Source organism: Lentzea sp. CC55, from assembly GCF_021056325.1.
Lineage (GTDB): Bacteria > Actinomycetota > Actinomycetes > Mycobacteriales > Pseudonocardiaceae > Lentzea > Lentzea jiangxiensis.
In genome coordinates, this window is sequence record NZ_JAJCXE010000056.1 from 382,977 (window position 1) to 407,272 (window position 24,296).

21 protein-coding genes are annotated in these 24,296 nt (G+C 70.8%); 9 read left to right on the forward strand and 12 right to left on the reverse strand.

The features are described 5' to 3' along the window. Nucleotides 1-15 precede the first annotated feature (15 nt). From msrA to L6E10_RS36740, 3 genes are read left to right on the forward strand one after another with little or no spacing between them, the layout of a single operon-like run. Entirely contained in the window at nucleotides 16-513 is a 498-nt protein-coding gene (gene msrA, locus L6E10_RS36730; protein ID WP_236224770.1) for a peptide-methionine (S)-S-oxide reductase MsrA, read from the forward strand. Then, on the forward strand, nucleotides 492-992 hold the full coding sequence (locus tag L6E10_RS36735) for an MOSC domain-containing protein (protein ID WP_236224771.1): 501 nt from the start codon (nucleotides 492-494) through the stop codon (nucleotides 990-992). Before msrA ends, L6E10_RS36735 begins: the two co-directional genes overlap by 22 nt. Next, entirely contained in the window at nucleotides 989-1,708 is a 720-nt protein-coding gene (locus tag L6E10_RS36740) for a polysaccharide deacetylase family protein (RefSeq protein WP_236224772.1), read from the forward strand. Before L6E10_RS36735 ends, L6E10_RS36740 begins: the two co-directional genes overlap by 4 nt. Here L6E10_RS36740 and L6E10_RS36745 read toward each other — a convergent pair. Together L6E10_RS36745 and L6E10_RS36750 are read right to left on the reverse strand one after the other, a co-directional pair. Continuing rightward, nucleotides 1,705-2,577, reverse strand: a complete 873-nt coding sequence (locus L6E10_RS36745; RefSeq protein ID WP_236224773.1) for an SDR family NAD(P)-dependent oxidoreductase — start codon at nucleotides 2,575-2,577, stop codon at nucleotides 1,705-1,707. The two genes, L6E10_RS36740 and L6E10_RS36745, sit on opposite strands and share 4 nt — an antisense overlap. Further along, entirely contained in the window at nucleotides 2,577-3,299 is a 723-nt protein-coding gene (locus L6E10_RS36750; RefSeq protein WP_236224774.1) for an SDR family oxidoreductase, read from the reverse strand. Before L6E10_RS36750 ends, L6E10_RS36745 begins: the two co-directional genes overlap by 1 nt. Nucleotides 3,300-3,371: 72 nt before the next feature. On the opposite strand from L6E10_RS36750, the gene L6E10_RS36755 reads away from it, so the two are divergent. Continuing rightward, nucleotides 3,372-4,064 (forward strand): TetR/AcrR family transcriptional regulator, encoded by a 693-nt coding sequence (locus L6E10_RS36755; protein WP_236224775.1) that lies wholly within the window; start codon nucleotides 3,372-3,374, stop codon nucleotides 4,062-4,064. Nucleotides 4,065-4,068: 4 nt separating this feature from the next. On the opposite strand, the gene L6E10_RS36760 is transcribed toward L6E10_RS36755, so the two are convergent. Beyond that, nucleotides 4,069-4,818: an NPP1 family protein gene (locus L6E10_RS36760; RefSeq protein ID WP_374237598.1), complete on the reverse strand. Its 750-nt coding sequence runs from the start codon at nucleotides 4,816-4,818 to the stop codon at nucleotides 4,069-4,071. A 491-nt stretch (nucleotides 4,819-5,309) separates the two neighbouring features. On the opposite strand from L6E10_RS36760, the gene argG reads away from it, so the two are divergent. Further along, a complete protein-coding gene (argG, locus tag L6E10_RS36765) occupies nucleotides 5,310-6,755 on the forward strand; it encodes an argininosuccinate synthase (protein WP_090098991.1) in 1,446 nt (481 codons plus the stop codon). Between the two features lie 48 nt (nucleotides 6,756-6,803). On the opposite strand, the gene L6E10_RS36770 is transcribed toward argG, so the two are convergent. Together L6E10_RS36770 and L6E10_RS36775 are read right to left on the reverse strand one after the other, a co-directional pair. After that, the gene (locus L6E10_RS36770; protein WP_236224776.1) at nucleotides 6,804-7,292 is read right to left on the reverse strand and encodes a hypothetical protein; all 489 of its coding nucleotides are present in this window, start codon (nucleotides 7,290-7,292) and stop codon (nucleotides 6,804-6,806) included. A 100-nt stretch (nucleotides 7,293-7,392) separates the two neighbouring features. Beyond that, nucleotides 7,393-8,607: an MFS transporter gene (locus tag L6E10_RS36775; protein ID WP_236224777.1), complete on the reverse strand. Its 1,215-nt coding sequence runs from the start codon at nucleotides 8,605-8,607 to the stop codon at nucleotides 7,393-7,395. 82 nt (nucleotides 8,608-8,689) lie between these two features. Between L6E10_RS36775 and L6E10_RS36780 the strand changes: the two genes are divergently transcribed. Continuing rightward, on the forward strand, nucleotides 8,690-9,577 hold the full coding sequence (locus tag L6E10_RS36780; protein WP_236224778.1) for a LysR family transcriptional regulator: 888 nt from the start codon (nucleotides 8,690-8,692) through the stop codon (nucleotides 9,575-9,577). 90 nt (nucleotides 9,578-9,667) lie between these two features. On the opposite strand, the gene L6E10_RS36785 is transcribed toward L6E10_RS36780, so the two are convergent. After that, nucleotides 9,668-10,516, reverse strand: coding sequence for a LysR family transcriptional regulator (locus L6E10_RS36785; protein ID WP_236224779.1), 849 nt, complete (start codon nucleotides 10,514-10,516; stop codon nucleotides 9,668-9,670). A 69-nt stretch (nucleotides 10,517-10,585) separates the two neighbouring features. Here L6E10_RS36785 and L6E10_RS36790 point away from each other — a divergent pair, with 69 nt between their 5' ends. From L6E10_RS36790 to L6E10_RS36800, 3 genes are all read left to right on the forward strand, one after another. Further along, nucleotides 10,586-11,446, forward strand: coding sequence for a DMT family transporter (locus L6E10_RS36790; RefSeq protein WP_236224780.1), 861 nt, complete (start codon nucleotides 10,586-10,588; stop codon nucleotides 11,444-11,446). Nucleotides 11,447-11,472: 26 nt separating this feature from the next. Next, nucleotides 11,473-13,473 (forward strand): neutral/alkaline ceramidase, encoded by a 2,001-nt coding sequence (locus L6E10_RS36795; protein WP_236224781.1) that lies wholly within the window; start codon nucleotides 11,473-11,475, stop codon nucleotides 13,471-13,473. 140 nt (nucleotides 13,474-13,613) lie between these two features. Beyond that, complete coding sequence (locus L6E10_RS36800) at nucleotides 13,614-14,549, forward strand: alpha/beta hydrolase (RefSeq protein WP_236224782.1); 936 nt, start codon at nucleotides 13,614-13,616, stop codon at nucleotides 14,547-14,549. A gap of 54 nt (nucleotides 14,550-14,603) precedes the next feature. Here the strand turns inward: L6E10_RS36800 and L6E10_RS36805 are convergent, their stop codons facing one another. Genes L6E10_RS36805 through L6E10_RS36830 form a run of 6 tightly spaced genes read right to left on the reverse strand, consistent with a single transcriptional unit; the run spans nucleotide 14,604 to nucleotide 24,133 of the window. Further along, on the reverse strand, nucleotides 14,604-15,113 hold the full coding sequence (locus L6E10_RS36805; RefSeq protein WP_236224783.1) for a hypothetical protein: 510 nt from the start codon (nucleotides 15,111-15,113) through the stop codon (nucleotides 14,604-14,606). Next, on the reverse strand, nucleotides 15,113-15,586 hold the full coding sequence (locus L6E10_RS36810; RefSeq protein ID WP_236224784.1) for a hypothetical protein: 474 nt from the start codon (nucleotides 15,584-15,586) through the stop codon (nucleotides 15,113-15,115). Before L6E10_RS36810 ends, L6E10_RS36805 begins: the two co-directional genes overlap by 1 nt. A 52-nt stretch (nucleotides 15,587-15,638) precedes the next feature. Continuing rightward, on the reverse strand, nucleotides 15,639-16,058 hold the full coding sequence (locus tag L6E10_RS36815) for a hypothetical protein (RefSeq protein ID WP_236224785.1): 420 nt from the start codon (nucleotides 16,056-16,058) through the stop codon (nucleotides 15,639-15,641). Nucleotides 16,059-16,064: 6 nt separating this feature from the next. Continuing rightward, nucleotides 16,065-16,916 (reverse strand): universal stress protein, encoded by an 852-nt coding sequence (locus L6E10_RS36820; RefSeq protein ID WP_236224786.1) that lies wholly within the window; start codon nucleotides 16,914-16,916, stop codon nucleotides 16,065-16,067. A 55-nt stretch (nucleotides 16,917-16,971) separates the two neighbouring features. Beyond that, entirely contained in the window at nucleotides 16,972-20,301 is a 3,330-nt protein-coding gene (locus tag L6E10_RS36825) for a CARDB domain-containing protein (protein ID WP_236224787.1), read from the reverse strand. Nucleotides 20,302-20,326: 25 nt separating this feature from the next. Beyond that, nucleotides 20,327-24,133: a discoidin domain-containing protein gene (locus L6E10_RS36830; RefSeq protein WP_236224788.1), complete on the reverse strand. Its 3,807-nt coding sequence runs from the start codon at nucleotides 24,131-24,133 to the stop codon at nucleotides 20,327-20,329. Nucleotides 24,134-24,296 lie beyond the last annotated feature (163 nt).

Consider the following 24,296-nt stretch of genomic DNA (forward strand, 5'->3'; position numbering starts at 1 on the left):
CAGAGGAGTACCACCGTGACGGAGAAGGCTGTTCTCGCGGGCGGCTGTTTCTGGGGCATGCAGGACCTGTTCCGCCGCCACCCCGGCGTCGTCTCCACCCGAGTCGGCTACACCGGCGACCCCAGCACGCCGAACGCCACGTACCGCAGCCACGGCAACCACGCCGAGGCCATCGAGGTCGTGTTCGACCCCGAGCAGCTGAGCTACCGGCAGGTCCTGGAGTTCTTCTTCCAGATCCACGACCCGTCGACCCGCGACCGCCAGGGCAACGACATCGGCGCCAGCTACCGCTCGGCGATCTTCTACACCGACGACGCCCAGAAGGAGATCGCGGAGGAGGTCATCGCCGCGGTCGACGCCTCCGGCAAGTGGCCGGGCAAGGTCGTCACCGAGGTCACCCAGGAGTCGGACTTCTGGGAGGCCGAGCCCGAGCACCAGGACTACCTGGAGCGCTTCCCGAACGGCTACACGTGCCACTACGTGCGGCCGGAGTGGCAGCTCGGCGAGCGTTGATCGAGATCGTCGCGCTGCACGTCTCACCCGTGCACGCCTACGAGGGCCGTCCGTCGGACGGCCCTCGTCCCGATCCCGGGCCGGTCTCGCGCGACCTCGTCGAGGTCCGCGCCCGGCTCGGCGTCGTGGGTGACCGGTACTTCGGCCACCCCGCGCACCGCAACGCCGCCGTCACCCTGATCGCGGCCGAGCCGCTCGCCGCGTGGCCCGTGGACCCGTTGGTGGCGCGCCGGAACGTCGTGGTGCGCGGGTTCGACGTGGACGCGTTGCCGCGCGGCACCGTGTTCAGCCTCGACAGCGGGGACGGGCCGGTGCGGTTCGAGGTGCACCGGCCCGCGCACCCCTGCGCCTGGATGGACCGGGTGATCGCGCCCGGTGCCTTCAAGGCGTTGCGCGGCAAGGGAGGGATCCGCACGGTGCCGCTGGACGACGGGGTGCTGCGGGTCGGAGGGGCGGAGTTGGCCATAGTGGGCGCATGACGTGGTCGCGCCGCAAACCGACGATCATCATCGCCGTGAGCCTCGCCGTGGTGCTGGTCGCCGCGGCTTCCCTGTGGAACGTCAGCAGCGCCCGCACCTTCCAGTTCTTCGGTGACCTGGTCCACCGCGTCGAGACCGGCGAGAAGCTCGTCGCCCTCACCTTCGACGACGGCCCCGACCCCGCCGGCACCCAGCAGGTCCTCGACGTCCTGGAGGCGGAGGACGTCCACGCCACCTTCTTCCTCGTCGGCCGCGACCTCGACAAGCACCCGGACCTGGGCGGGAAGATCGCGCGGGCGGGGCACGAGATCGGCAACCACACCTACCACCACCGGCGGATGGTCGGCGTCCTGCCCGGCACGGTGGCGAGGGAGGTCGAGGACACCGACGCCCGGATCCGCAGGACCGGCTACAGCGGTGACATCCACTTCCGGCCGCCCAACGGCAAAAAGCTGTTCGCGTTGCCGCACTACCTCCAGCAGCACGGCCGCACGACGGTCATGTGGGACGTCGAGCCGGACTCCGAGGGCGTGCACACCGCCGGGCAGATCGCGGAGCGGACCCTGCGGGAGACCCGGCCGGGTTCGATCGTCCTGCTGCACCCCATGTACCCGGCGCGGGAGCAGACCCGGCAGGCGCTGAAGCCGATCATCACGGGGCTGAAGGAGCGCGGCTACCGGTTCGTCACCGCGTCCGCGCTCCTGGGCAGGCGTTAGACCAGGTCAGCCAGGTCCACGCGGCGCAGGAACTCGCCGCGCACCCGGTCCGCGACCGCGTTCACGACCTCGGCGCCGTCGGACGAGGGGTCGACGTGCACGCGGAACGGCGGGGAGGCGCTGTCCACCACGGACACGATCGCGTCCGCCACGGCCCCGGCGTCCGCCCACGAGGGCTCCAGTTCGGCGAGCCGTGCGCCGACCTGGTCCACCAGGCCGGGGTAGAGCTCCTCGTACTCCGCGGCGCGCGAGGTGTCGGCGGCGGTGCCGCTGTGCGCGAAGTGGTGGGTGCCGCGGGTGAAGGCGCCCGGCACGACGATCGTGGTCTCGATGCCGAACCGCAGCAGCTCGGCGCGGTAGGAGACGGCGACCGCGTCCATCGCCGCCTTGGCCGCGAAGTACGGCGCCAGGTACGGGGGAGTGCCGCCGCGGGTGGAGCTGGAGCCGACCCAGACGACGTGGCCCGACCGCCGCGCCCGCAGGTGGGGCAGCGCCGCGCGGTTCACGCGTTGCGTGCCCAGGACGTTCACGTCGTACAGGGCCGCGTACTGCTCCGGCGTGAACGCCTCGGCGGGACCGGTGGCCATGTGGCCCGCGTTGTGCACCACGACGTCGAGGTGGCCCTGCTCGGCGATGATCGTCGCGATCGCGGCGTCCGCGGACTCCTGCGACTGCACGTCGAGCTCGACGGCGTGCACCGCGGTGTCGTTCTCCGCGGCGAACGCGGCGAGCTCCTCGACGGCTCGGGCGTTGCGGCCGGTGGTCTCGCGCATGCCCGCGTAGACCGTGTGGCCCGCGAGGCCGAGCCTGCGGACCGCCAGGGCGCCGAAGCCGCTGGACGCTCCCGTGACGACGACGACCTCGCCCATCAGATGATGCCCCCGTTCGCACGGATGGTCTGGCCGTTGATCCACCGAGCGGGACCGGCCAGGAAGGAGATGACCTCGGCGATGTCGCCGGCCTCGCCGAGGCGCTCCAGCGGCGCCTGCTTCGCGAGGGTGTCGACGGTCGCCTGGTCCTTGCCGTTCAGGAACAGCTCGGTGGCCGTGGGACCGGGGGCGACGGTGTTGACGGTGATGTCACGGCCGCGCAGCTCGCGGGCGAGGACCAGCGTCAGCGCCTCGACGCCGCCCTTCGACATCGCGTAGGCGCCGTACTGCGGGAACCGCAGGCCCACCACCGAGGACGAGATGGTGATGATCGCGCCGCCGTCACGCACGCGGCGGGCGGCCTGCTGCGACACGATGAACGTGCCACGCGCGTTGGTGCGCATGATGCGGTCGAAGGTGTCGAGGTCCATGTCCGCGACGGTGCCCAACGGCATGATGCCGGCGGAGTTCACGACGACGTCCACGCCGCCGAAGGTCTCCTCGGCCAGGTCGAACGCGGCGGCGACGGCGGTCTCGTCGCCCACGTCGGCCTGCGCGGCGACCGCCTGGCCGCCGTTCGCCCTGATCTGCTCGACGGCCTCGTCGGCCGCGGTCTTGTTGCCGGCGTACACGACGACGGCGGTTCCGCCGGTGGCTAGACGTTCGGCGGCGGCACGTCCGATGCCCCTCGATCCTCCGGTGACGATCGCAACGCGAGTCATGGCAACGCTCCCATCTGCTGTTTCCATCGATACTGCATCGAACGTAGCACTGATACCGAATCAGCGCTACCGATGCTGTGTTATCGTCGATACGTGGACACTAGGGAGCGTCTGGTGCGGGCCGCGGCCGACCTGCTGGTCGAGGGCGGCAAGGAGGCGGTCAGCACGCGCGCGGTCGCCGCGGCCGCCGGTGTGCAGGCGCCGACGCTGTACCGGCTCTTCGGGGACAAGGACGGGCTGCTCGACGCCGTCGCGGCGCACGGGTTCGCCGGCTACCTCTCGTCCAAGCAGGCGATGGGGGCGACGGAGGACCCGGTCGGCGACCTGCGCCGGGGCTGGGACCTGCACATCGGGTTCGGCCTGGCGCGGCCCGCGTTCTACCTGCTGATGTACGGCGAACCGCGCAAGCGGGAGGCGCGGCTGGCGGCGGACGCGATGCTCCGCGGGATCATCAGCCGCATCGCGGCGGCGGGCAGGTTGACGGTGCCCGTCGAGCAGGCGGCGCAGTTCGTGCACGCCGCGGGCCTGGGCGTGGTGCTGGCGCTGATCGCCACGCCCGAGGAGGACCGCGACCCGGGGCTGATCGGATTCACGCGCGAGAACGTCATCAGGGCGATCACCGCGGATGCCCCACCGGACGAGCCGAAGGACATCCCGAGCAGGGCGATCGCGCTGAGGGTGGCGCTGGAGGAGGACCCGCCCCCGGTGTTGTCCCCGGCAGAACGGGCCCTCCTGGCCGAGTGGCTCGACCGCGTCGCGAAGTAGCGCGTCAGGCGTTCGGGTCGAACGGGATCCCGGCGGGCTTCGCGATGCCCAGGTTGTGGTTGAACGCGCCGTCCTTGATCGCGAGGGACGCGCTGCCGAAGTTCGCGCTCACGAGCTTGTCGCGCACGCCGGCCGGGAAGCGGTCCCAGCTGACCAGGTCGGGGTACTGGTAGACGCCGTAGTGGTTCTCCGCCACCTCACCCGCGCCCGCGAGGCGGAAGCAGTGCGTGCTGGCGCCGTCCTTGTGGTAGATGATCTTCGGGTGGGTGCCTTCCCACTGCACGTTCGCACGCGGGTGCACCTTGTACTTGCCGTGCTCCGACGTCGAGACGTACTGGGCCACGTCGTTCTGCACCCAGACGACCACGTGCTCGATGTCGTGGCGGTGGCCGCAGCAGTCCCACAGCGGCACGGCCTGGTCCTTTTCGAAGTACAGGTCGTACAGGTAGGCGCACCAGCCGTTGTTGCACTTGGAGCGGCTGTAGGAGTTGGTGTTGTCCAGGTCGGACTGGTCGTGGCAGTTGCCGTTCAGCGCGCCCGAGTTCTTCAGGCCGGGTGCGATGTCACCGGTCGGCGAGATCGCCGGGGTGGGGTAGCACCCGTCGCCGTCGTAGTCGAACGCCGGCTGCCACTTGCCGTCCGCCGCCTCGAAGTTGGCGGGGATGGCGCGGGGCGGGTCCGCCAGCGCGACGCCGGGGAACAGGGCGGTGATCAGCAGGGCGCCGGCGAGCGCGGGCAGGATCTTCTTCCTCAACAGGAGCCTCCGGTGGGCAGGGGAGCGGAGAGGCTTGCGAGGCAGAAGGTGGTACATGAACAGCGTTCACGTCTAGGTGGTTCGCCGAATCTTTGCCGTCCGGGAATTTCACACCCCGGCGCGGAATCGGTCACGTGCGCTTTTCCGCCGCGGTGACGGGGCCGGTCCACCAACGTTCACCTGGCAGCGGCGATGCCCCTGTCCTGATGACGCGGCACGGGACGGCGGAACCCGGTCGGGTCGGCGACGGCCGGGATCCGTGCCGGAGGACGCGCCCCTTTCTCGTGGTTGCTCGAGCCGAGTGGTGTGCTCTTCCCGATCGAACGCCGGTGGACTTCCTCCAGGGATGAGGACCGAGTGCTCGCGCAGCTCGCCGCCGCACCCGACGTGTGGCTCACGACCAGCGACGACATCGCCGCCCACTACTTGAGGCGCAACTAACAGAGACCCCGGTAGTGCATGCTCATACATCGTCGTGCATAATTCTCAACGTGTCCAAGGTGCTCACTTCACTTCCGGCCGGCGAACGCGTCGGCATCGCCTTCTCCGGTGGTCTCGACACTTCCGTCGCGGTCGCGTGGATGCGTGAGAAGGGCGCTGTGCCCTGCACGTACACCGCGGACATCGGGCAGTACGACGAGCCCGAGATCGACACCGTGCCCGGTCGCGCCGGCACGTACGGTGCCGAGATCGCCCGCCTCGTCGACTGCCGCTCGGCGCTGGTCGAGGAGGGCCTCGCGGCCCTGGCCTGCGGCGCGTTCCACATCCGCTCCGGCGGCCGTGCCTACTTCAACACGACGCCGCTCGGGCGCGCGGTCACGGGCACGATGCTCGTGCGCGCCATGCTCGACGACGACGTGCAGATCTGGGGCGACGGCTCCACCTACAAGGGCAACGACATCGAGCGGTTCTACCGCTACGGCCTGCTCGCGAACCCGTCGCTGCGGATCTACAAGCCGTGGCTCGACGCGGCCTTCGTGACCGAGCTCGGCGGCCGCAAGGAGATGTCCGAGTGGCTGCTCGAGCGCGGCCTGCCCTACCGGTCGAGCGTCGAGAAGGCGTACTCGACGGACGCGAACATCTGGGGCGCCACGCACGAGGCCAAGTCGCTCGAGCTGCTCAACGAGGGCATCGAGATCGTCGAGCCGATCATGGGCGTCAAGTTCTGGGACCCGTCGGTCGAGATCGCGACCGAGGACGTCACCATCGGCTTCGACCAGGGCCGTCCGGTCACGATCAACGGCAAGGAGTTCGGCGACGCCGTCGACCTCGTGCTGGAGGCGAACGCCATCGGCGGCCGCCACGGTCTCGGCATGTCCGACCAGATCGAGAACCGCATCATCGAGGCGAAGAGCCGCGGCATCTACGAGGCGCCCGGCATGGCGTTGCTCTACATCGCCTACGACCGCCTCGTGAACGCGATCCACAACGAGGACACCGTCGCGGCGTACCACAACGAGGGCCGCAAGCTCGGCCGCCTGCTGTACGAGGGCCGCTGGCTCGACCCGCAGTCGCTGATGCTGCGCGAGTCGCTGCAGCGCTGGGTCGGCTCCGCGGTCACCGGCGAGGTCACGCTGCGGCTGCGCCGGGGCGACGACTACTCGATCCTCGACACGTCCGGCCCGGCGTTCAGCTACCACCCGGACAAGCTGTCGATGGAACGCACCGAGGACTCGGCGTTCGGCCCGGTCGACCGCATCGGCCAGCTGACCATGCGCAACCTCGACATCGCGGACTCGCGCGCCAAGCTGGAGCTGTTCGCGGGCCTCGGCATGGTGGGCACCCGGCAGTCGGCGCTCATCTCGGCGCAGCCCGAGCCGACCCAGCTGATCGGCGAGGTGCCGGACGGCGGCGCGGAGGCCATCGCCTCGCGCGGTGAGGTCTCCGAGGCCGACGAGTTGCTCGACGCGGCGGCCATGGAGTTCGGCACGGACTGATCCCCGCAAGGGAGCGGGGTGGCGACGCGATCGCCCACCCCGCTCCCGTCACGTCTGCGGCCACATCGAGTAGATGAGGTTCTCCGCGTCGGAGCACACGACCTGGGGCATGAGCCCCTCGGCGACCTGGTTGCACGACATCGGCCCGATCTCGACCGGCGGCAGCCCGGTCTTGGGGTCGGAGCGTTCGGCGTAGTAGTCGAACAGCACCGCCCCGGCCTGGTCGCAGTTCAGCCTCCCCTGCGGCGTCTCCACCACGACGGCCAGCATCGGCTTGCCGAGCGCGCCGGTGAACGGCCGGTCGCAGAACTGCGACGGCAGGCCCTCGTACTGGTCCGGCTGCACACCGGGCAGCGGGTTGGCGGCGGCCTTGGTCGTCGTCTCCCGCGTCGTCGTCTCCTGAGCGGTCGTCTTCGGAGCGGTCGTCCCGGTGGCCGTGGACGACGTGGGGTCCGCGGCGGAGCCGGACCCGGTGACCTCCGGCGTGCAGCCCGCCACCAGGACGGCGAGGAGCACGGGTGTGATCAAGAACCTCATGCCTGCATGAATCTGCGCGGAGCCCGCCGCCGTTACCCCGGCCCGTGCCGATCGGCGCCGGGTCGCGGCTCGGTGCGAGCCGGGCGCGCCTTGCCGGACGTCACCGCGATCGTCGACTGAGCGCCGCCACCCCGCCCAGCAGCACCAGCAGGACGCCGGCGAACCACGTCATCACCGCCGTCGGGGCGAGGAACCGCGTCGCCAGCCCGATCGACAGCGACGGCACGCTCAGCCCGAGGTAGGCGATGAGGAACAGCCCCGCCAAGGCCTCCCCGCGCTTCTCCGGCGCCGCCGCCGACGACACCGCGCCGATCGACGCCTTGAACTGCACCCCGGCGCCGATCCCTGCCACCGCACCGCCGACCACGAACAGCGGGAAGCTCGTCGCGCACATCCCGGCGACCACGAGCAGCACGCCGATCGCCTGCCCGCCGAGGCCCCACGCCCGGCGCGCAGCGGCGGACAGCCCGCCGGTGGCCGTCTGGGCCAGAGCGGCGCCGCCGAACACGATGAACACCACGAGTCCCGCGAGCAGACGTGACGGGTGGTGCAGTTCGCCCGCCACGAACCCCGGCGAGACCGACGTGAAGACACCGAACACCGCGAACGAGGCGAACGCGCCGAGAGCGGCGACGACGTACGCCCGGCGGTCGCCGTGGTCGGCGCTGATCCGCTGGGGACGGTAGGGGACCTTGCGCCGCTCCACGGTTTCCGGCGTCAGGGCCACCGCGACGACGGCCACGACGAGCAGGACGGCCAGCACCGCGTACGGCGTGCGCAGGGGTGACGAGACGTACTGCGCGAGAACGCCCGCCACCAGGGCGCCGACGCCGAGGCCGCCGATGTTCGCCGCGGTCGAGACGACTTCGAAGCGGCGCGGGGAGGCGTCCGGGCGGTGACGGGTGTGCAGGTCGTGGAGGTAGGCGGTGGCGGTCGCGGCGATCATGCCCACGCCCAGGCCGTTGACCACGCGCGCGACGATCAGGACCGGGAGCGAGGTGCTGGTCAGGAACAGCAGGGCGGACACGACCTCCAGGCCCAGCGCGGGCAGGAGGACCGTCTTGCGGCCCGCCCAGTCCGAGATGTGGCCCGCGAGCACGAGGCTCACCACGACGCCGACGGCGAAAGCGGCGAACACGACTGTGATGGCGAACGTCGAGAACCCCTCGCGGGCGACGTAGAGCGGGAACAGCGGTGCCGGAACGGTCGAGTAGGCCATGGCGATCAGGAACGTCGCGGCGACGGTCCAGAAGCCTCGGCCGTGCGCGCGGACAGGCGGGGGCGTGGTGACCGGTGAATCGAAGAGCACGGACATGCCATCACACTGCGCGCGTAGATCCATCACGTCTAACGAAAGTTGAAGCTCGCGATCATCACTTTCTGAGATAGTTGTTCGCGTGGACCTCCGTCAGCTGGAGTACTTCGTCGCGGTCGCCGAGGAAGGCAACTTCACGCGCGCCGCCGCACGCGTGCACGTCGTCCAGTCCGCCGTCTCGGCGGCGATCAAGACCCTCGAACGCGAGCTCGGCGCCACGCTGCTCGACCGCAACTCCAAGCGCGTGCTGCTGACCGGCGCGGGGGAGGCGCTGCTGCCGAAGGCGCAGGCCGTCCTGGACGCCGCGGCCGAGGCGAGGGACGCCGTCGCGCAGGTGGAGGGCGCGATCACCGGCACCGTCCGGGTCGGCACGCTCACCGCGATGACCCTGATCGACCTGCCCGGGCTGCTCGGTGAGTTCCACCGCCGCCACCCCGGCGTGCTGGTGCGCACGCGGGCGGCCACGTCGGGGTCGCAGGGGCTCGTCGAGCAGCTGCTGGACCGCCGGCTCGACCTCGCGTTCGCGTCGCTGCCGGGCGAGGTGCCGCCCGGCATCGTCCTCGACGAGCTCGCCCACTCGGTGATGGGCCTGGTCGTGCCGCACGACCACCCGCTCGCCGCCCGGTCGGAGGTGTCCATCGCCGAGCTGGCCGGGATGGACTTCATCGACTCACCGCTGGGGTACGGCAACCGGGCCGTCGCCGACCGGGCGTTCGCGCTCAACGCCGTGCCCCGCCGGGTCACGCTGGAGATGTCGGACATCTTCACCGGCGTCGACTACGTCCGCAACGGCCTCGGCATCGCGCTGCTGCCGAGCTACGTCCTCGGCGACGCTCCCGGCGTGGCCACCCTGGAGGTGACGGGCGCCGACCTGCGCTGGCCCATCGGACTCGCGCGGCCGGCGGACCGCGCCCCGACCGCCGCGGCCAGGGCGCTGATCGCCGTCGTGCACGAGACGTTCGGACGGTGACCGGCCAGCGCGTGCGGTTGTGCGCGACGTCGTCCACCACGGGGGTGACGGGCGGCTGTCCACTCACCCGCCTGTGCCGGAGGCGTTTTCTCACCCGCGATAGGCGTCGCACGCCAGCGTGATCAGATCGGTGAGGTGCTGCGGCGGCTGGTCCTTCCACCACGCCAGCCACACCGCGATCGGGGGCGCGTCCACCACGGCCCGGTAGGCCACGCCCGGTCGCGGGTTGAGGCTCGCCGTCGCCTCGGACGTCATGCCGACCGCCTGCCCCGCCGCGATCAGCGTCAGCCACTCGTCGACGCCGCCGGTGTTGCGCACGACGGCCGGTGCCCCGCCCGGCTGCCACAGGTCCAGGGTGGTCGTGCCGGTGCGGTCGTCCACGGCCAGCGAGTACCGGGCGAGGTCCGCCAGCGTGAGCGAACGCTTGCGCGCCAACGGGTTGTCCGTCGCGACCACGCCGTAGCGCCGTTCGGTGCCGAGCAGCGCCGTCTCGAACCGCGGGTCGTCGAGGGCCTTGCGCACCACGGCGACGTCGGCGGTGCCTTCCGCGAGCCCCGCGGTCGGCGAGTTCGACTGGACGAACACCAGCGGCAGCCCGGGGTGCTCGGCGGCCCAGGCCTTCTGCACGCGCCGGGTGTGCTTGCCGAGTGCCGCCCAGGCGTAGCCGATCCGCAGCTCCGTCAGCGACCGGGACGCGATCCGGTGCAGGTGCGCGACCTCGTCCAGCACCCGGCGGGCGCCCGCGAGGACCTTCGCGCCGACCGCGGTCAGGGCGACGTGCCGCGTGGTCCGCTGCAGCAGCCGCACGCCCAGCGACGCCTCCAGAGCGGCGACCGACCGCGACACCGACGCCTGCGTGAGGCCGAGTTCCCGTGCGGCGTCGGTGAACGTGCCCGCGTCGGCCACCGCCACGAACGCCCGGACGTGCCGCAGATCCATGCGTCCAGCGTATAGGTCGCACGGCTCATGCATTTCCCGTATCGGTCTTCGATCCGCAGGCTGGACGGCATGAAGAACTTCAGGGGGTTCGCGACGATGACCGCGAGCGCGGCCAGCAACCAGCTCGGGGCCGCGGTGGGCGCCCACGCGTTCGCCGCCATCGGCCCGGCCGGGGTGGTGGCGGTGCGCCAGTTCGTGGCGGCCGCAGTGCTGCTCCCGGTGGCCCGCCCGGACGTCCGGAACTTCACCAGGGCGCAGTGGTGGCCGACGATCGCGCTCGGCCTGGTGTTCGCGACGATGAACCTGAGCCTGTACGTGGCGATCGACCGCATCGGCCTCGGTCTCGCCGTCACGCTGGAGGTGCTCGGGCCGCTCGGCGTCGCCCTGGCCGGATCGCGCACGCGCCGCGACTTCCTGTTCGTGCTGATCGCGGCAGCCGGCGTGTACGTGCTGGTGCTGCCCGGCCCGAGCAGCGACTACCTCGGCGTCGGGCTCGGCCTGCTCGCGGCGGGGTGCTGGGCGTCCTACATCCTGCTCAACCGCCTGGTCGGCGCGCGGTTGCCGGGGCTGCAGGCGCCCGCGGTGGCGACCGCGATGTCGGCGGCGCTGTACGTCCCGGTGGTCGTCCTGCTGGTGGTGCACGGGAAGCTGACCGGGCTCTCGGTGCTGTACGCCATCGGCGCCGGCGTGTTCTGCAGCGTCGTGCCGTACGCCGTCGACCTGATCGCGCTGCGGAAGGTGCCCGCGAGGTTGTTCGGACTGGCGATGAGCGTGCACCCGGTGCTGGCGGCCCTCGCCGGTCTGGTGGTCCTGGGGGAGACCCTCGAGGTGCACCACTGGGCCGGGATCCTGCTCGTCGTCACCGCCAACGCACTCGCGGTGACTTGCTCGAAGTGGTCTGGATCACCTACCGTCGGTCCTGAAATGTGAATCCAATTCACTTCGGCGGGGTGGTCATGCGGACGAAAGTCTTGACGGTGGTCGTCGCACTCGTCGGTGCGGCGCTGGTCAGCGGCCCGTTCGCGTGGGCGGAACCCGAGCCGTACCTGGTGGGCCGCGGCATCTCCGACGTCACCGGCCCGGCCGCCGAGAACGGCATGATGGGCTACTCCAAGTTCGACCAGAAGACGACGGGCATCCACCAGCGGCTGCGGTCGCGGGCCTACGTCGTGGTCGACCGGGCGACGAACAAGCGCGTCGCGTACGTCAACGCCGACCTCGCGATGATCTTCCGCGCGGTCCAGGAGGGCGTGCTCGCCAAGCTCCAGGCCAGGTACGGCACCACCTACACCCGCGAGAACCTGCTGCTGTCCGCCACGCACACGCACAGCGGTCCCGGCGGCCAGTCGCACAACCTCGCCTACAACCTCTCGATCCTCGGCCTGCAGCCGCAGGCTCTCGCGGCGGTCGTGGACGGCATCACCGAGTCGGTCGTCGAGGCGCACGAGGACGTGAAGCCCGGCTCGATCAGCCTCGGCTTCGGAGAGCTCACCGACGCGTCGGTCAACCGGTCGCGCGTGGCGTTCGACCGCAACCCGGACAAGGGCTTCTTCCCGCGCGGCATCGACCCGCAGCTGACCGTGCTCAAGTTCCGGCAGTCCGGTGACGACGTCGGCGCGATCAGCTGGTTCGCCACGCACAACACGTCGATCACCAACGCCAACACCCTGATCAGCCCGGACAACAAGGGTTACGCGGCGTACCAGTGGGAGCACGACGACGAAGGCGTGCGGTACCTGGACGACGCCGCGGGCTTCGTGGCGGCGTTCCCGAACACCAACGCCGGTGACATGTCGCCGAACCTCAACCTCAAGCCCGGCTCCGGCCCGACCGAGAACGAGTTCGAGAACGCCCGGATCATCGGTGAGCGCCAGAACCGCAAGGCCCAGGAGGTCTACAACGGACCGCAAGCCGCGGTGACCGGTGGTGTCGACCACCGGATGCGGTTCGTGGACATGTCGGCCGTGCGGGTCGAGGGCCGCTACACCGACACCGGCCAGCCCGGCACCACCTGCTCCGGCGTCGTCGGCGCGTCCACGATCGCGGGCAGCGTCGAGGACGGCCCGGCGATCCCCGGCTTCTCCGAGGGCATGCAGTCGCCGTGGAAGAAGCTCTTCGAGCCGTTGCAGATGGAGGTCCCGCAGTGGCTGCGGGACTGCCAGTTCCCCAAGGCCTCGCTGGTGCCGACGGGTTTGATCGGCGCCACCCCGGACGTCGTGCCGCTGCAGATCGTCCGCATCGGGCAGTTGCACCTCGTCGCCGTGCCCGGTGAGGTCACGATCACCGCGGGTCTGCGCATCCGCAGGGCGGTGGCCGCCGAAGCCGGTGTGCCGGTGCGCAACGTGCTGATCCAGGGCTACGCCAACGACTACAGCCAGTACGTCACCACCCCGGAGGAGTACGACTCGCAGCAGTACGAGGGCGGCTCGACGTTGTTCGGCCGCAACACCACGCCCGCGTACCAGCAGGAGTTCGCGAAACTCGCGGCCTCGATGAGGGCCGGCACCGCCCTGCCCGCCGGACCGAACCCGGGCAAGCCGCCGTTCACCGAGATCAACCTGCAGACCGGTGTCGTGCTCGACGACAAGCCCGCCGACAAGAGGTACGGCGACGTGCTGACCGCGCCGAAGGCCTCGTACCGGCGCGGTGAGACCGTCACGTCGGTGTTCGTCACCGGGCACCCGAAGAACAACCTGCACCGCAACCACACCTTCCTGGAGGTGCAGCAGCAGGTGGACGGCCGGTGGGTGCGCGTCGCCGACGACGGTGACTGGTCGACGCGCTACCGGTGGGAACGGGTCGGCATCGCCTTCTCGAACGCGACGATCACCTGGCAGATCCCGGCGGACACCCCGGCCGGCACGTACCGGATCGTGCACCACGGTGACGAGAAGTCCGGGTGGACCGGCAGGATCACCGGCTTCACCGGCGCCACGGCGGGCTTCACCGTCGGCTGAGGCTCTTCCCGGACGGCCCCTGCCCTCTCGCGGGCGGGGGCCGTCGTTGTTCCCGGTGCCGATGAGGTCCTGATTACATTGTGCACGATTTAATCGTGCACTAGCTTTATGGCATCACCCCGGAACGCCAGGAGGAAGCCATGAAGCGCCCAGTTCTCGAACCCGCCGCCGCCGAGTTCGCCGCCGCCACCGCCCAGCGGCCGTTCCTCTTCGAGCTCGACCCGGCCGAGGGCCGCAAGACCGTCGACGAGGTCCAGTCGGGCGAGATCGCGGCGCCCGAGGTCGACGAGCAGTGGGTCGAGCTCGACGGCTTCAGGGTCCGCGTCGTCAAGCCCGCCGGCACCACCGGTGACCTGCCGGTCATCCTCTACATCCACGGCGCGGGCTGGGTCTTCGGCAACGCCCGCACCCACGACCGCCTGGTCCGCGAGCTCGCCGCCGGTGCCGGTGCCGCGGTCGTCTTCCCGGACTACTCGCTCTCGCCCGAGGCCCGCTACCCGGTCGCGATCAACCAGAACTACGCGACCGCGCGGTGGATCCAGGACTCCGGCGCCTCCTACGGCCTCGACGCGACCCGCGTGGCGGTCGCCGGCGACTCGGTCGGCGGCAACATGGCGGCCGCGCTGACGTTGCAGGCCAAGGAACGCGGTGACGTCGACCTGGTGGCCCAGGTGCTCTTCTACCCGGTGACCGACGCGTCCTTCGACACCGACTCGTACCTGCAGTTCGCCGAGGGCTACTTCCTGCGCCGCGACGGCATGCAGTGGTTCTGGGACCAGTACACGACGAACCCGCTCGAGCGCGCCGAGATCACCGCCTCCCCGCTGCGCGCCACGCGCGACCAGCTCGCCGGTCTGCCGCAGGCGCTCGTGATCACCGCCGAGGCCGACGTCCTGCGCGACGAGGGCGAGGCCTACGCCGACAAGCTGCGCGAGGCGGGCGTGCCCGTCACCGCCGTCCGGTACGCGGGCGCGATCCACGACTTCGTGATGCTGAACGCCCTGCGCGGCACGCACGCCGCCGAGGCCGCGATCAACCAGGCCGTCGCCTTCCTGCGCGAGGCGCTGAAGAAGTAGGCGCCGCAGGCGTTCCGCGGCCCCGCTCCCCGGTGGAGCGGGGCCGGACGGCGTTCAGAGGAACAGCTGGACGAGCACCGCCGCGGTCGCGGCGAGGAGCACCAGCCCGGCCAGGGCGAGCACGAGCGGGGTGCGGCGTGCGGACGAGGGCGGCGCGGCCGAGAGCTGGATGGTCGCCATGACCTGGATCGTGGCGGGGAGCTGGATCGCCGCCGGCACGTGGACGACGGGCGGGAGCTGGATCGTCGCCCGGACCGGCACGCCGGCGACGGGCGGCCAGTCGGTGGGCACCGGGATCGGTCCCGTCGGGAACGGGCCGGCTCCCGCGGGCGGACCCTGCGCCGGGAACGGCACGGACTGCGGTGGCTTGGGCGGCATGGACTGCGGAGGCGGTGGCTTGGGCGGCAGGGGCGCCGGGATCGGCACGGCCGCCGCCGGTGCCTGGGCCGCCGCCGGTGCCTGGGCCGGCGCGGGCACCCCGTAGTTGATCATACTGCGGTCCACCGGAGGCCACGGCTTCGCCGCCTCGCCACCGGTGGCGGTCTCCCCGGGCTCCTGAGCCATCACGACCACCCCTTCAACTGCGCCAGCTGCACGCACCACGCCGACACCTCGACCAGCAGGAGCACGAGCCCGGCCACGAAGCACCACTGCAGCTTGCGGAGCTTCTTCTCGTTGGCGTCGAGCCACCGCTCGAAGTCGGCCGCGAGGTGCCGCCGCATCGAGTCGAGGTCGTGCCCGAGGTCGACCGCGCCGAGCAGGCGGGACGCGCTCGACAGGAACGTCCACCGCCAGACCGGTGCGCAGATCACCAGTGCCAGCGCGAGGACGCCGGTCATCGCGGTGACCGCGACGACCGTGGCCGCGCCCCAGCGCGGGCTCTGCAGGGCGGTGCCGACGAACGAGGAACTCACGAGAGCGGCTCCCGCGGTCAGGAGGGTGACGCGGGAGCGCAGGTTGTCGAGCGCGCCCTGCTGGTAGCTCAGGGCCCGCAGCGACTCCGAGAACACCAGCTCGAGCCGTTCGTCCGGCTCCACCCGCCCATCATCCGCCGGAAGGCCTAGCCCGGCGTGCTCCGTTCGGGTGGAGTCAGATCCGCGAGACGCGGGTGACGGCGAACGGGGTGCCCTGCTGGCACGTCGTCACAGCGCCGGGATCGGGCCTGCCGGACACCTCGACGACGGCGCCGTTCACCGCGATCGCGGGATCCGCGCCGAGCAGCAGGTACTGCTCGCCGGGTGTGCTGAGGAGCGTGCAGCCCGGCTCGACGCCGGCGGACACCGTGCCCCGCACCGTCTTCAGGGTCGGGTCGAGCGCCCGCGACGGCGTGGGCAGCGGCGGCGGGGCCTGCGTGGGCGCCACCGACGACGGAGGCAGCGGTGCGGGGGCGCTCGGCGTGCTCGTGGGTGTGTCGGACGTGCTCGACGCGGGACTCCGCGGGGGAGCCTGTTCGGTGGCACCGCACGAAGCAAGCACCAGGCACAGCAGCACAGCAGCCAACCCGCGCATCTCACGTCACCTCCGATGGACCACCGCGACCGCGCACGGCGCGTGGTGCAGCACAGCGTGGCTGACCGACCCCAGGATCGCACGGCTCACCGCGCCACGGCCGTGGCTGCCCACCGCGACGAGCGCCGCGCCCTCGGCCGCGCGCAGCAACGCGCGGGCGGGAGCGTCGAACGCGACCTCGCGCGCCACGTGCACGCCGGGCCACCGCGCGGCGTGGGGTGCGAGCCGTTCGTCGAGGAGCCGGGCGAGGTCGGCGCGGACGTGACCGACGTCCGGCTCGGGCAGCTCGGCCCAGCCCGCGTCGTTGAAAGCGTGGATCGCCAGCACCTCGCGGCCGTGGCGGGAGGCGAAGTCGAAAGCGAACGCGAGGGCGCCCGCCGAGGTCTCGGAGCCGTCGACGCCGACGACCACGCGGCCCTCCAGCGGGCCGGAACGGGTCACGACCACCGGACGCCCGCACGCCGACACCAGTTCGAGGGCGGTGGACCCGAGGAACATCTCGCGGATGCCGGTGCGGCCGGAGGACCCGAGCACGAGCAGCTCACCGGGTTCGTCGGCGAGGACGTCGACCGGACGGCCGAGGCGGACGTGCGTGGAGACGTCGAGCCCCGGCCAGTTCCGCCGCACCTCGGTGGCCAACTCGGCGAGGTGGTCCTCGGCGGCCTTCGACATCGTCTCCTCGGAGACGAACTCCGGCACTGGGATGGTCATCGGCGTGAACACCGGCTCCGGCAGAGGAGCCCGCACAGCCTGAACCACCTGCAACGCCGCACCGCGCCGCGAAGCTTCCTCGGCACCCCAGAGCACCGCGCGCCGCGCCAGATCGGAACCGTCGAAGCCGACCACGACCGTGGACATGGGAAACCACCTCCGGCCAGGGGCATACCCGGCCGGAGGTGGCGTCAAAAGTGAGCTAGCCGATGACGAACTGCGAACCCGGCTCGACGGTGATGTCGCCGTCCCGCGAGTTCGTGATCGTCACGTTCGTCAGGCGCGCCGACCCGCGGGCCTGGGCCATCGCGAGGATGCCCGAGCCGTTGGCGGACCTGTCGATGCGCACGTTGGTGATCCGCACGTCCGGCATGCCGCTGCCGCCGCCCTTGAACTGGATCCCGTCGTAGGTCGAGTCGAGGATCTCGGTGTCGCGGATGACGACGCCGGGGATCGGCAGGTTCTGGGAGAACAGCGTGATGGCGCCGAACTCCTGCGCCTCACCCCAGAACGCGCCACCCGTGCGGTGCAGGGCGTTGTTGGCGAGCAGCGTCGTCCCGCCGAACGGCAGCGGGTCGTGGTCGGTCGCCAGCATGATGCCCGGGTAGTTCGCCGTGTCGGAGATGATGTTGTTCTCGGCGCGGTTGTCCGACCCGCCGTAGATGGCGATCCCGTTGGCGCGCCAGGGGAGCGCGATCGTGTTGTTGAGGAAGGCGTTGCCGCTGCCGACATCGGCGTTCTGGTCCTTCACGTACTTCGACGCCCACACGGCCAGCGCGTCGTCGCCCGTGGTGCGGAACGACGAGTTGAACACCGTGGAGTTGCGGGTGCCGTTGGTGAAGTTGATGCCGTCGGCGTAGGTGTCGCGGATGCGCATTCCGCTGAACAGCAGGCCGTCGCCGGGGTTCCAGCGGTCGGGCAGGTTGGCGTAGTCGCGGCCGACCCAGACACCGACGTTGGCGTGCTCGATCCACACGTTGGTGACCTTGGTGTTCTTGCCGAACCGGCCGTTGAGGCCGACGCCGCCCTCGGCGCCCCCGTCACCGCCGCGGATCCGGCCGGAGCCGAAGATCGCGATGTCGGAGATCTGCGTGTTGTCGTCGACGTCGAACCCGAAGTTGCCCTCGTGCGGGTGGTTGATCGTGTCCGCGTCCTGCGGCTGGATCAACGAGAACAGCTGCGAGCGCCACATGCCGGCGCCGCGGATCGTGACGTTGCGGATGCCGACCTGGTTGTCGCCGCCGCTGTTGAACACGGTGAGGATCTTCTTCTCCTGGCGGAAGCGGCCCTCCGGGATCCAGACGCAGGGGATCTCCCCGTTCTGGTCGGCCGTCACGGCGCGCTGCAACGCGTCCGTGTCGTCGGTCTGGTCGTTCGCCGTGGCACCGTACTGCGTGATCGAGACGCACTCGGCGGGCTTTTGCGCCGCGGGTGCCACCTGCTCCAGGTCGACCAGGTCGATCACGTAGAACTGCGCGGTGTCCCCGGAGTCGCGCTGCAGCTTGAACCTCGTCCCCGCGGGGTAGGAGTTCGCGAGCAGCGCCTGGGACTCGTCGAACAGCCTGCGGGCGTCGCCGCCGGGGCGGTTCGTGAGGCCCTCGGGGTCGTCGGTCGTGCCGTAGAGCCAGCTGTGCCGCGACGACAGGGTCAGCTTCTGCACGAACTGGTCGTTCGCGTACAGGCTGATCGTCGCTTCCTGGCCGCCGCCCGCGGCGGCGTCCGGGATGGAGTTGCGCACGACGATCGAGTTGGTGCTGACCGTCGAGGTGATCTCCACGAACTGGCCCTGCGCGTCGAGCCGTACCGACTTGCGGCCCGAGGACTCGGAGCCGAAGTTGGTGTGCCCGAACGTGCGCTTCGCGTCGGCCTGGAGCAGCGTGCCGTTGTGCCGGCCCGCTTCGGCCTCGTAGCTCGTGAACGGAACGGACGCGCCGCGCCCGACCACGACGGACTGGGTCGCGGTGTTGTTGTTCTCGTTGGTCTCCGCCACAACGTTGGTGGCGTCGGCGGTCGCCGTGGCCGTGGCGCCGCCGTTGGTGGCGGTCCAGGTGCCGACGTTGACCGTCACGGTCTGACCGGCGTTGATCGCGGAGGTGTTGGCGTTCAGGGTGCTTCCGCCGACGGACACACGGGTCAACGAGGCACCCGCCGCGGACGTGCCGCGGTTGTTGACCGACACGGCGAACGTCACCTGCTGGCCGGCCGCCGGGGACGACGGGTTCGGCGTGACGCCGGTGATCTGCAGGTCCGGTCCCGGAGCCTGGCCGACGACCAGGGGAGAGCCGGAGGTGAAGGTGTTGTTGCCCTCGTTGGTCTCCGCGACCTGGTTGGCCGGGTCCACGGTGGCCGCGGCCGCGTAGGACCCGGCACCGCGACGACCCGCGTCGACGGTGACGGTGGCCGTGGCCCCGGCAGCGAGTGCGCCGACGGACGCGGTGCCCGCGACGGTGCCGCCGAGCGTGGCGTTCAGCGTCGTCGCGCCGGACGCCACGGTGCCGCCGTTGCGCACGGTCGCGGTCAGCCTGATCGCGTCGGCCTCGGACGGACTGGCCGGCGTCCACGTCAGGTTCGTGACGGTCAGGTCGGGAGCCGGTGCGGCGGAGCCGAAGACCTGGAACTCGGCGACCTGGCCGCCGGGCGCGCCGGTGTTCGAGTAGAAGTGCAGCCGCACGTCGGACGCGCGACCGGTCACCGGGACGGTGATGGTGTTGCCGGTGGCCGGGTCGAACCGGTAGTCGGCGCGCGCCTTCAGGGTCGCGAACGCGGAAGCGCTCGCTTCCCTGCCGAGCACCTCGAAGTTCTGCGTGCGGGCGCCCCACGCGGAGTCGGGGTTGAGCTTGACGACCACCGAGGTGATGTCGGCGTTCGAACCCAGCTTCGCGGTCAGGTGACCGGGGAGACCGTTCGACTCCCAGTACGTGCCGGTGTTGCCGTCGACGGCGTTGCCCGGCACGAAGTTGTGCACGTGCCCTGACTCGTCGACGGGCTTGCCGGCCGCGAGGTTGTCGCCAGGGGGCGGCGGGTCGACCGGTCCGGACTCGCCGTGCACCTCGAACTCGCTGAGCTGGCCCGCGGACCAGCCGGAGTTCGCGGTGATCGTGACGCGCACGTACCGGGTGCTCGTGGCGGGGAAGTCCAGCGTCACCGTGTTGCCGGAGCCGGGGGAGAAGACCCGTGCGCCGGAACCGACGAGGTCGCTGAACTGCGAGCCGTTCGCACTCCCTTGCACGGCAAGCGTTTGCGAGCGCTGCTCCCAGTTCGAGGGCAGGCGCAGCACGACCTTGCTAACGCTCCTGGACGAACCGAGGTCTGCCTGGAGCCACTGCGGGAACACGCCGTTCGTGCTCTCCCAGTAGCTGCCCTGGTTGCCGTCACCGGCGTTGCCGGCGCCGTACGGGCCGTTGGTGCTGCTCGCGGTCAGGGTCGCGGACAGCCGGGCGACCGCTGCTCCTGCCGCGGGTGTCAGTCCGAACAGTGCGAGAGCGCTGACGACCGCAGCACTCACCGCACGCTTCATGAGCGTGGATTTCATGTGGTCTTCCTTCGCGGCAGGGGTATCAGTTGATGTTGATCTTGAAGGTGGACGTCGTGTTCCTGATGTCCTGGAAGTTGTCGCGGAACCTCAGGCCGGTGAAGGTGACCTCGCCGACGGCGGGTCCCTGGTTCGGTTCCGGCATCTCGTTGGCCCACAGGCCGAAACCGGACTTGGCGTCGAACGCGTCGCCGCTCTTGCGCGCACCCGAGATGCTCACGCCGGACAGCACCGTGTCCTGGAAGACGTTCTCGGCCGCGCCGTTGTACTTGGTCTGGAACATGATCCCGCTGTAGGTCGGGTCGATGATCTCGACGTCGTTCACCCGGATCCCCGTGTACTTCTTGGAAGCGGAGAACATCCAGATCGCGCCGAACGTCTGCGCGCCCCAGAAGTGCCCGCCGGAGCGCACCAGGGTGAGGCCGCTGAACGTGGTCGGCTCGGGCCCGAAGTCCTCCATCGGGTAGCCGAAGTCGAGCGAGCTGATCGTCACGGCGGAGTAGGTGAGCGTGTCCGCCACGTAGATGTTGCGGAACGTGTTGAGCTTGCCGCCGTAGACCGCGAGACCGGCGGCGCGCCACGGGGTGAGCACGGACAGGTTCTCGAAGACGTTGTCCTGCTGACCGGTTCCGCCGTTGTCGGTCGCGGCGAACAGCGCGAACGCGTCGTCACCGGTCGAGCGGGCCTCGATGTTCGCGATCCGGTTGCCCGACGAGCCGTTGGTCATGTTCAGGCCGTCCGCGTACATGTCGCGGATGCGGCTGTCCCTGATGACGTTGTTGTCGACGTTGTTGCCCCAGAACAGGCACATCATGTGCTCGACCCAGATGTTCTCGATGGTCGTGTTCCGCACTCCGGCGACGTCGAACACCTTGCCCGGCCCGTTGATGCGCGCGGTGTAGTTGCCGAAGACGGCGAACCCGCTGAACGCCGAGCCGCTCGCGGACGACTGCGCGGAGAAGCCGATGTCGGTGTTCTCCTGCGTCGGCGGGGCCTGGAACCGGGTGAACCAGGGACCGGCGCCGACCACGCGGACCGCCTTGCCGTAGACCTGGAACTTCTGCGCCGTCTGGTACGTGCCCGCGGGCAGGTAGACGCCGACGAGGTTCCCCGTGGTGTCCATCCGGACGCGGTCGAGCGCGTTCTGCACTTCCTGGTGGCTGAACCCGGCGGGCACGGCGTAGCGCGCGGCGTCGGGGTTCCCGGCGGCCGTCACCTGTTCGAAGTTCACGAAGTCGATCGCGTAGTTCGTGGTGTTGGCGGCGTCCTTCTGCAGCTTGACCTTCGTGCCCGCCGGGAAAGTCCGGTCGAGCATCAGGTTCGCCTCGTCGTAGAGGTGGCGCGGCCCGCCCGCTCCCGGCGAGTTGCCCGGCTCGGCCTCGTTGCCGTAGAGCCACATGTACTTCGACGTCAGGTCGATCGCCTTGTGGAACCGGCCGTCGACGTAGACGTTGAGGGTCGAGGTGATGCCGCCGCCACCGGAGCTGTCCGGGATGGAGAAGCGGGTGACGAGCGTGTTGGTGGGGCCGGACGTCGTGAACTCGACCGACTGGCCGGTGGAGTTCAGCGTGACGGCACGGCGGCCGGACGCCTCACCGGCGAGGTCGCCGATCGTGCGGTTCGGGCCGAGCACCTGCGCACCACCGCCGACGGTGGCGTCCTCGGCCTCGACGTGCTGCCACGGGACGCTCGCCCCGCGGCCGATGAACAACGACTGCTCGCCGGTGTTGTTGCCCTGCTTGGCCGGGACCTCGTTGCCGTCGTTCGCGATCACCGTGCGGACGGTGTACCGGCCGTTGGCGGCAGGCCACGTGCCGAGGTCGACCGCGGCGGTGGTGGCACCCGCGTCGATCGTGCCGTTGTGGCTGCCCGTCAGCGTGCGGACGGTCTGGCCGCTGCTGTCGACGATCGTGACCGTGATGCCGTGGGCACCAGCCGTGGACGCGATGGTGCCCTGGTTCTTCAGGGCGACGCTGAACGTGGTGTTCTGGCCGTGGGCCGGGTTGCTCGGCGACCAGGACGGCACGGCCACCAGGTCGGAGCTCGGGACCGCCGTCACGACGAGCCGGTCGGGGTGGACGCGGGCGTTGTCGTTCTCGTTCTGCTCCGCCACCTTCCTGGTCTCGTCGACCTTGGCGGTGTACTCGTAGGAGCCTTCCGGACGTGCGGCGATGGTGGTGCCGACGTCCGCCTGCGCGCCGGCGGCGAGCGCGCCGACCTGAGCGGTGCCGACGGCGGTGCTGCCGAGGAAGAACGTCACGTCGGTGGCGCCGCTTGCCGCCGTTCCCGCGTTGCGGACGGTGGCGTTCAGCGTGATCCGGTCGGTCTCGACGGGGCTCGCCGGCGTGAACGACGTGGCGGTGACGGTGAGGTCGGGGTTCGGGGCAGGGGTGCCGAACACCAGGACCTCCGCCACCTGGGCGCCGGGAGCGCCGGTGTTGGACGTGAACCGCAGCTGGACGTCGGCGACCCGGCCGCCGCCGATGATGGTGGTGCTGTTGCCGGTCGCCGGGTCGAAGCGGTGGTCGCGGCCGGCGACGAGGCTCGTGAAGCCGGTGGCGTTCTGCTCGCGGCCGAGGACCTCGACGTGCTGCGTGCGCGCACCCCACGCCGAGTCGGGGTTGAGCTTGATCGCGACGGAGCCGACGTCCGCGTTCGATCCCAGGTGGACGGTCAGCGTGCCGGGGAACCCGCCGGACTCCCAGTAGGTCTGCACGTTGCCGTCGTTGGCGTTGGCGGCGACGAAGCCGTGCACGTTGTTGTTCGCCGTGACGGGCTTGCCCTGCGCCAGGTTCGTGCCCGTGGCGCCCTCGCGCGTCACGGAACCGCTGGCGGGGGACTGGTTCCCGGCCGCGTCCTTCGCGACCACGTGGTAGGTCACGCGCAGGCCGTCGGGCTGGGTGTCGGTGTAGGTCGTGCCGGTGACGGTCGTGCGCAGGATGCCGTTGGCGTGGACGTCGTAGCCGGTGACGCCGACGTTGTCCGTGCTGGCGTTCCAGGTCAGCCGGATCTGCCCGGCCTGCGGCTGGGTGAGGGCGAGGTTCGCCGGGGCCGTCGGGGCCTGTGCGTCACCGCCGGTCGGGCCGTGGACCTCGAACTCGCTCAGCTGCCCGGCGGGCCAGCCGGTGTTGCCGGTGATCCGCAGCCGGACGTACCGCGTGGTGGCCGCGGTGAACTCGATCGCGACCGTGTTGTTCGAGGCCGGCGTGAACTCGTGGCCCCTGCTCGCCACCAGGTCCGTGAAGTTCGTCCCGTCCGTGCCGCCCTGCACGGCGAAGGTCTGGGTGCGGGCTCCCCAGTTCGCCGCCGGGAGTTTCAGCACGACCCGGTCCGCCTTGACCGCGGAACCCAGGTCGGCCTGGATCCACTGCGGGAAGGCGTTGTTCGCGCTCTCCCAGTAGGTGCCCTGGTTGCCGTCCCCGACGTTGGCGGCGGCGTAGTCCTGGGTGCTGCTGCTCGCGGTGAAGGTGGCGGCGAGCCGCGCGCCGGCGGCGGCTTCGCGGACCTCCAGCTTCGCCGTCGTCTTCGTGGCCCGGACGTGCCGCACGAGAGTGGGATCGACCTGGAAGGTCACCCTGCCGTCGCGGAAGGTGTGCGGTTGTTCGGCGACCAGCGTCGACCAGCCCCTGCCGTCGAGGCTCGTCTGCACGGCGAACGTCTCGGTGCCGTTCTTCGGCGAGGAGAGCGTGACGCGGTCGATGCGGGTCTGCTTGCTGAGGTCCAGGCTGACCGGTGCCGCCTGTGCCGCGGGGGAGATCATCAGGGTGGCCGCGACGGTGATCGTTGCTACCAGCGGGGCTAGCAGGGAGCGAGCGCGTGTCGTCGGTGACATGGCGTGCTTGGCCCTTCTCGGTGGGGACGCGAGGGGGTGTGGCGCGCCTCACCGTAGAAGTGACCAGCAGATTACCGCAATATCTCGACGTGATTGCGCAAATTTGCGACAAAGGCTCTGAACAGGAAAGACGGGTGCTGCTTTCCGCGGGTGAGCGGTGTTG

Bases quoted from the DNA above. Each gene is read 5' to 3' on its own strand.
- L6E10_RS36740 (WP_236224772.1), top strand. From the start codon at position 989: ATGACGTGGTCGCGCCGCAAACCGACGATCATCATCGCCGTGAGCCTC.
- L6E10_RS36745 (WP_236224773.1), bottom strand. From the start codon at position 2,577: ATGGGCGAGGTCGTCGTCGTCACGGGAGCGTCCAGCGGCTTCGGCGCC.
- L6E10_RS36750 (WP_236224774.1), bottom strand. From the start codon at position 3,299: ATGACTCGCGTTGCGATCGTCACCGGAGGATCGAGGGGCATCGGACGT.
- L6E10_RS36755 (WP_236224775.1), top strand. From the start codon at position 3,372: ATGCTGTGTTATCGTCGATACGTGGACACTAGGGAGCGTCTGGTGCGG.
- L6E10_RS36770 (WP_236224776.1), bottom strand. From the start codon at position 7,292: ATGAGGTTCTTGATCACACCCGTGCTCCTCGCCGTCCTGGTGGCGGGC.
- L6E10_RS36775 (WP_236224777.1), bottom strand. From the start codon at position 8,607: ATGTCCGTGCTCTTCGATTCACCGGTCACCACGCCCCCGCCTGTCCGC.
- L6E10_RS36785 (WP_236224779.1), bottom strand. From the start codon at position 10,516: ATGGATCTGCGGCACGTCCGGGCGTTCGTGGCGGTGGCCGACGCGGGC.
- L6E10_RS36790 (WP_236224780.1), top strand. From the start codon at position 10,586: ATGAAGAACTTCAGGGGGTTCGCGACGATGACCGCGAGCGCGGCCAGC.
- L6E10_RS36795 (WP_236224781.1), top strand. From the start codon at position 11,473: ATGCGGACGAAAGTCTTGACGGTGGTCGTCGCACTCGTCGGTGCGGCG.
- L6E10_RS36800 (WP_236224782.1), top strand. From the start codon at position 13,614: ATGAAGCGCCCAGTTCTCGAACCCGCCGCCGCCGAGTTCGCCGCCGCC.
- L6E10_RS36805 (WP_236224783.1), bottom strand. From the start codon at position 15,113: ATGGCTCAGGAGCCCGGGGAGACCGCCACCGGTGGCGAGGCGGCGAAG.
- L6E10_RS36815 (WP_236224785.1), bottom strand. From the start codon at position 16,058: ATGCGCGGGTTGGCTGCTGTGCTGCTGTGCCTGGTGCTTGCTTCGTGC.
- L6E10_RS36820 (WP_236224786.1), bottom strand. From the start codon at position 16,916: ATGTCCACGGTCGTGGTCGGCTTCGACGGTTCCGATCTGGCGCGGCGC.
- L6E10_RS36825 (WP_236224787.1), bottom strand. From the start codon at position 20,301: ATGAAATCCACGCTCATGAAGCGTGCGGTGAGTGCTGCGGTCGTCAGC.
- L6E10_RS36830 (WP_236224788.1), bottom strand. From the start codon at position 24,133: ATGTCACCGACGACACGCGCTCGCTCCCTGCTAGCCCCGCTGGTAGCA.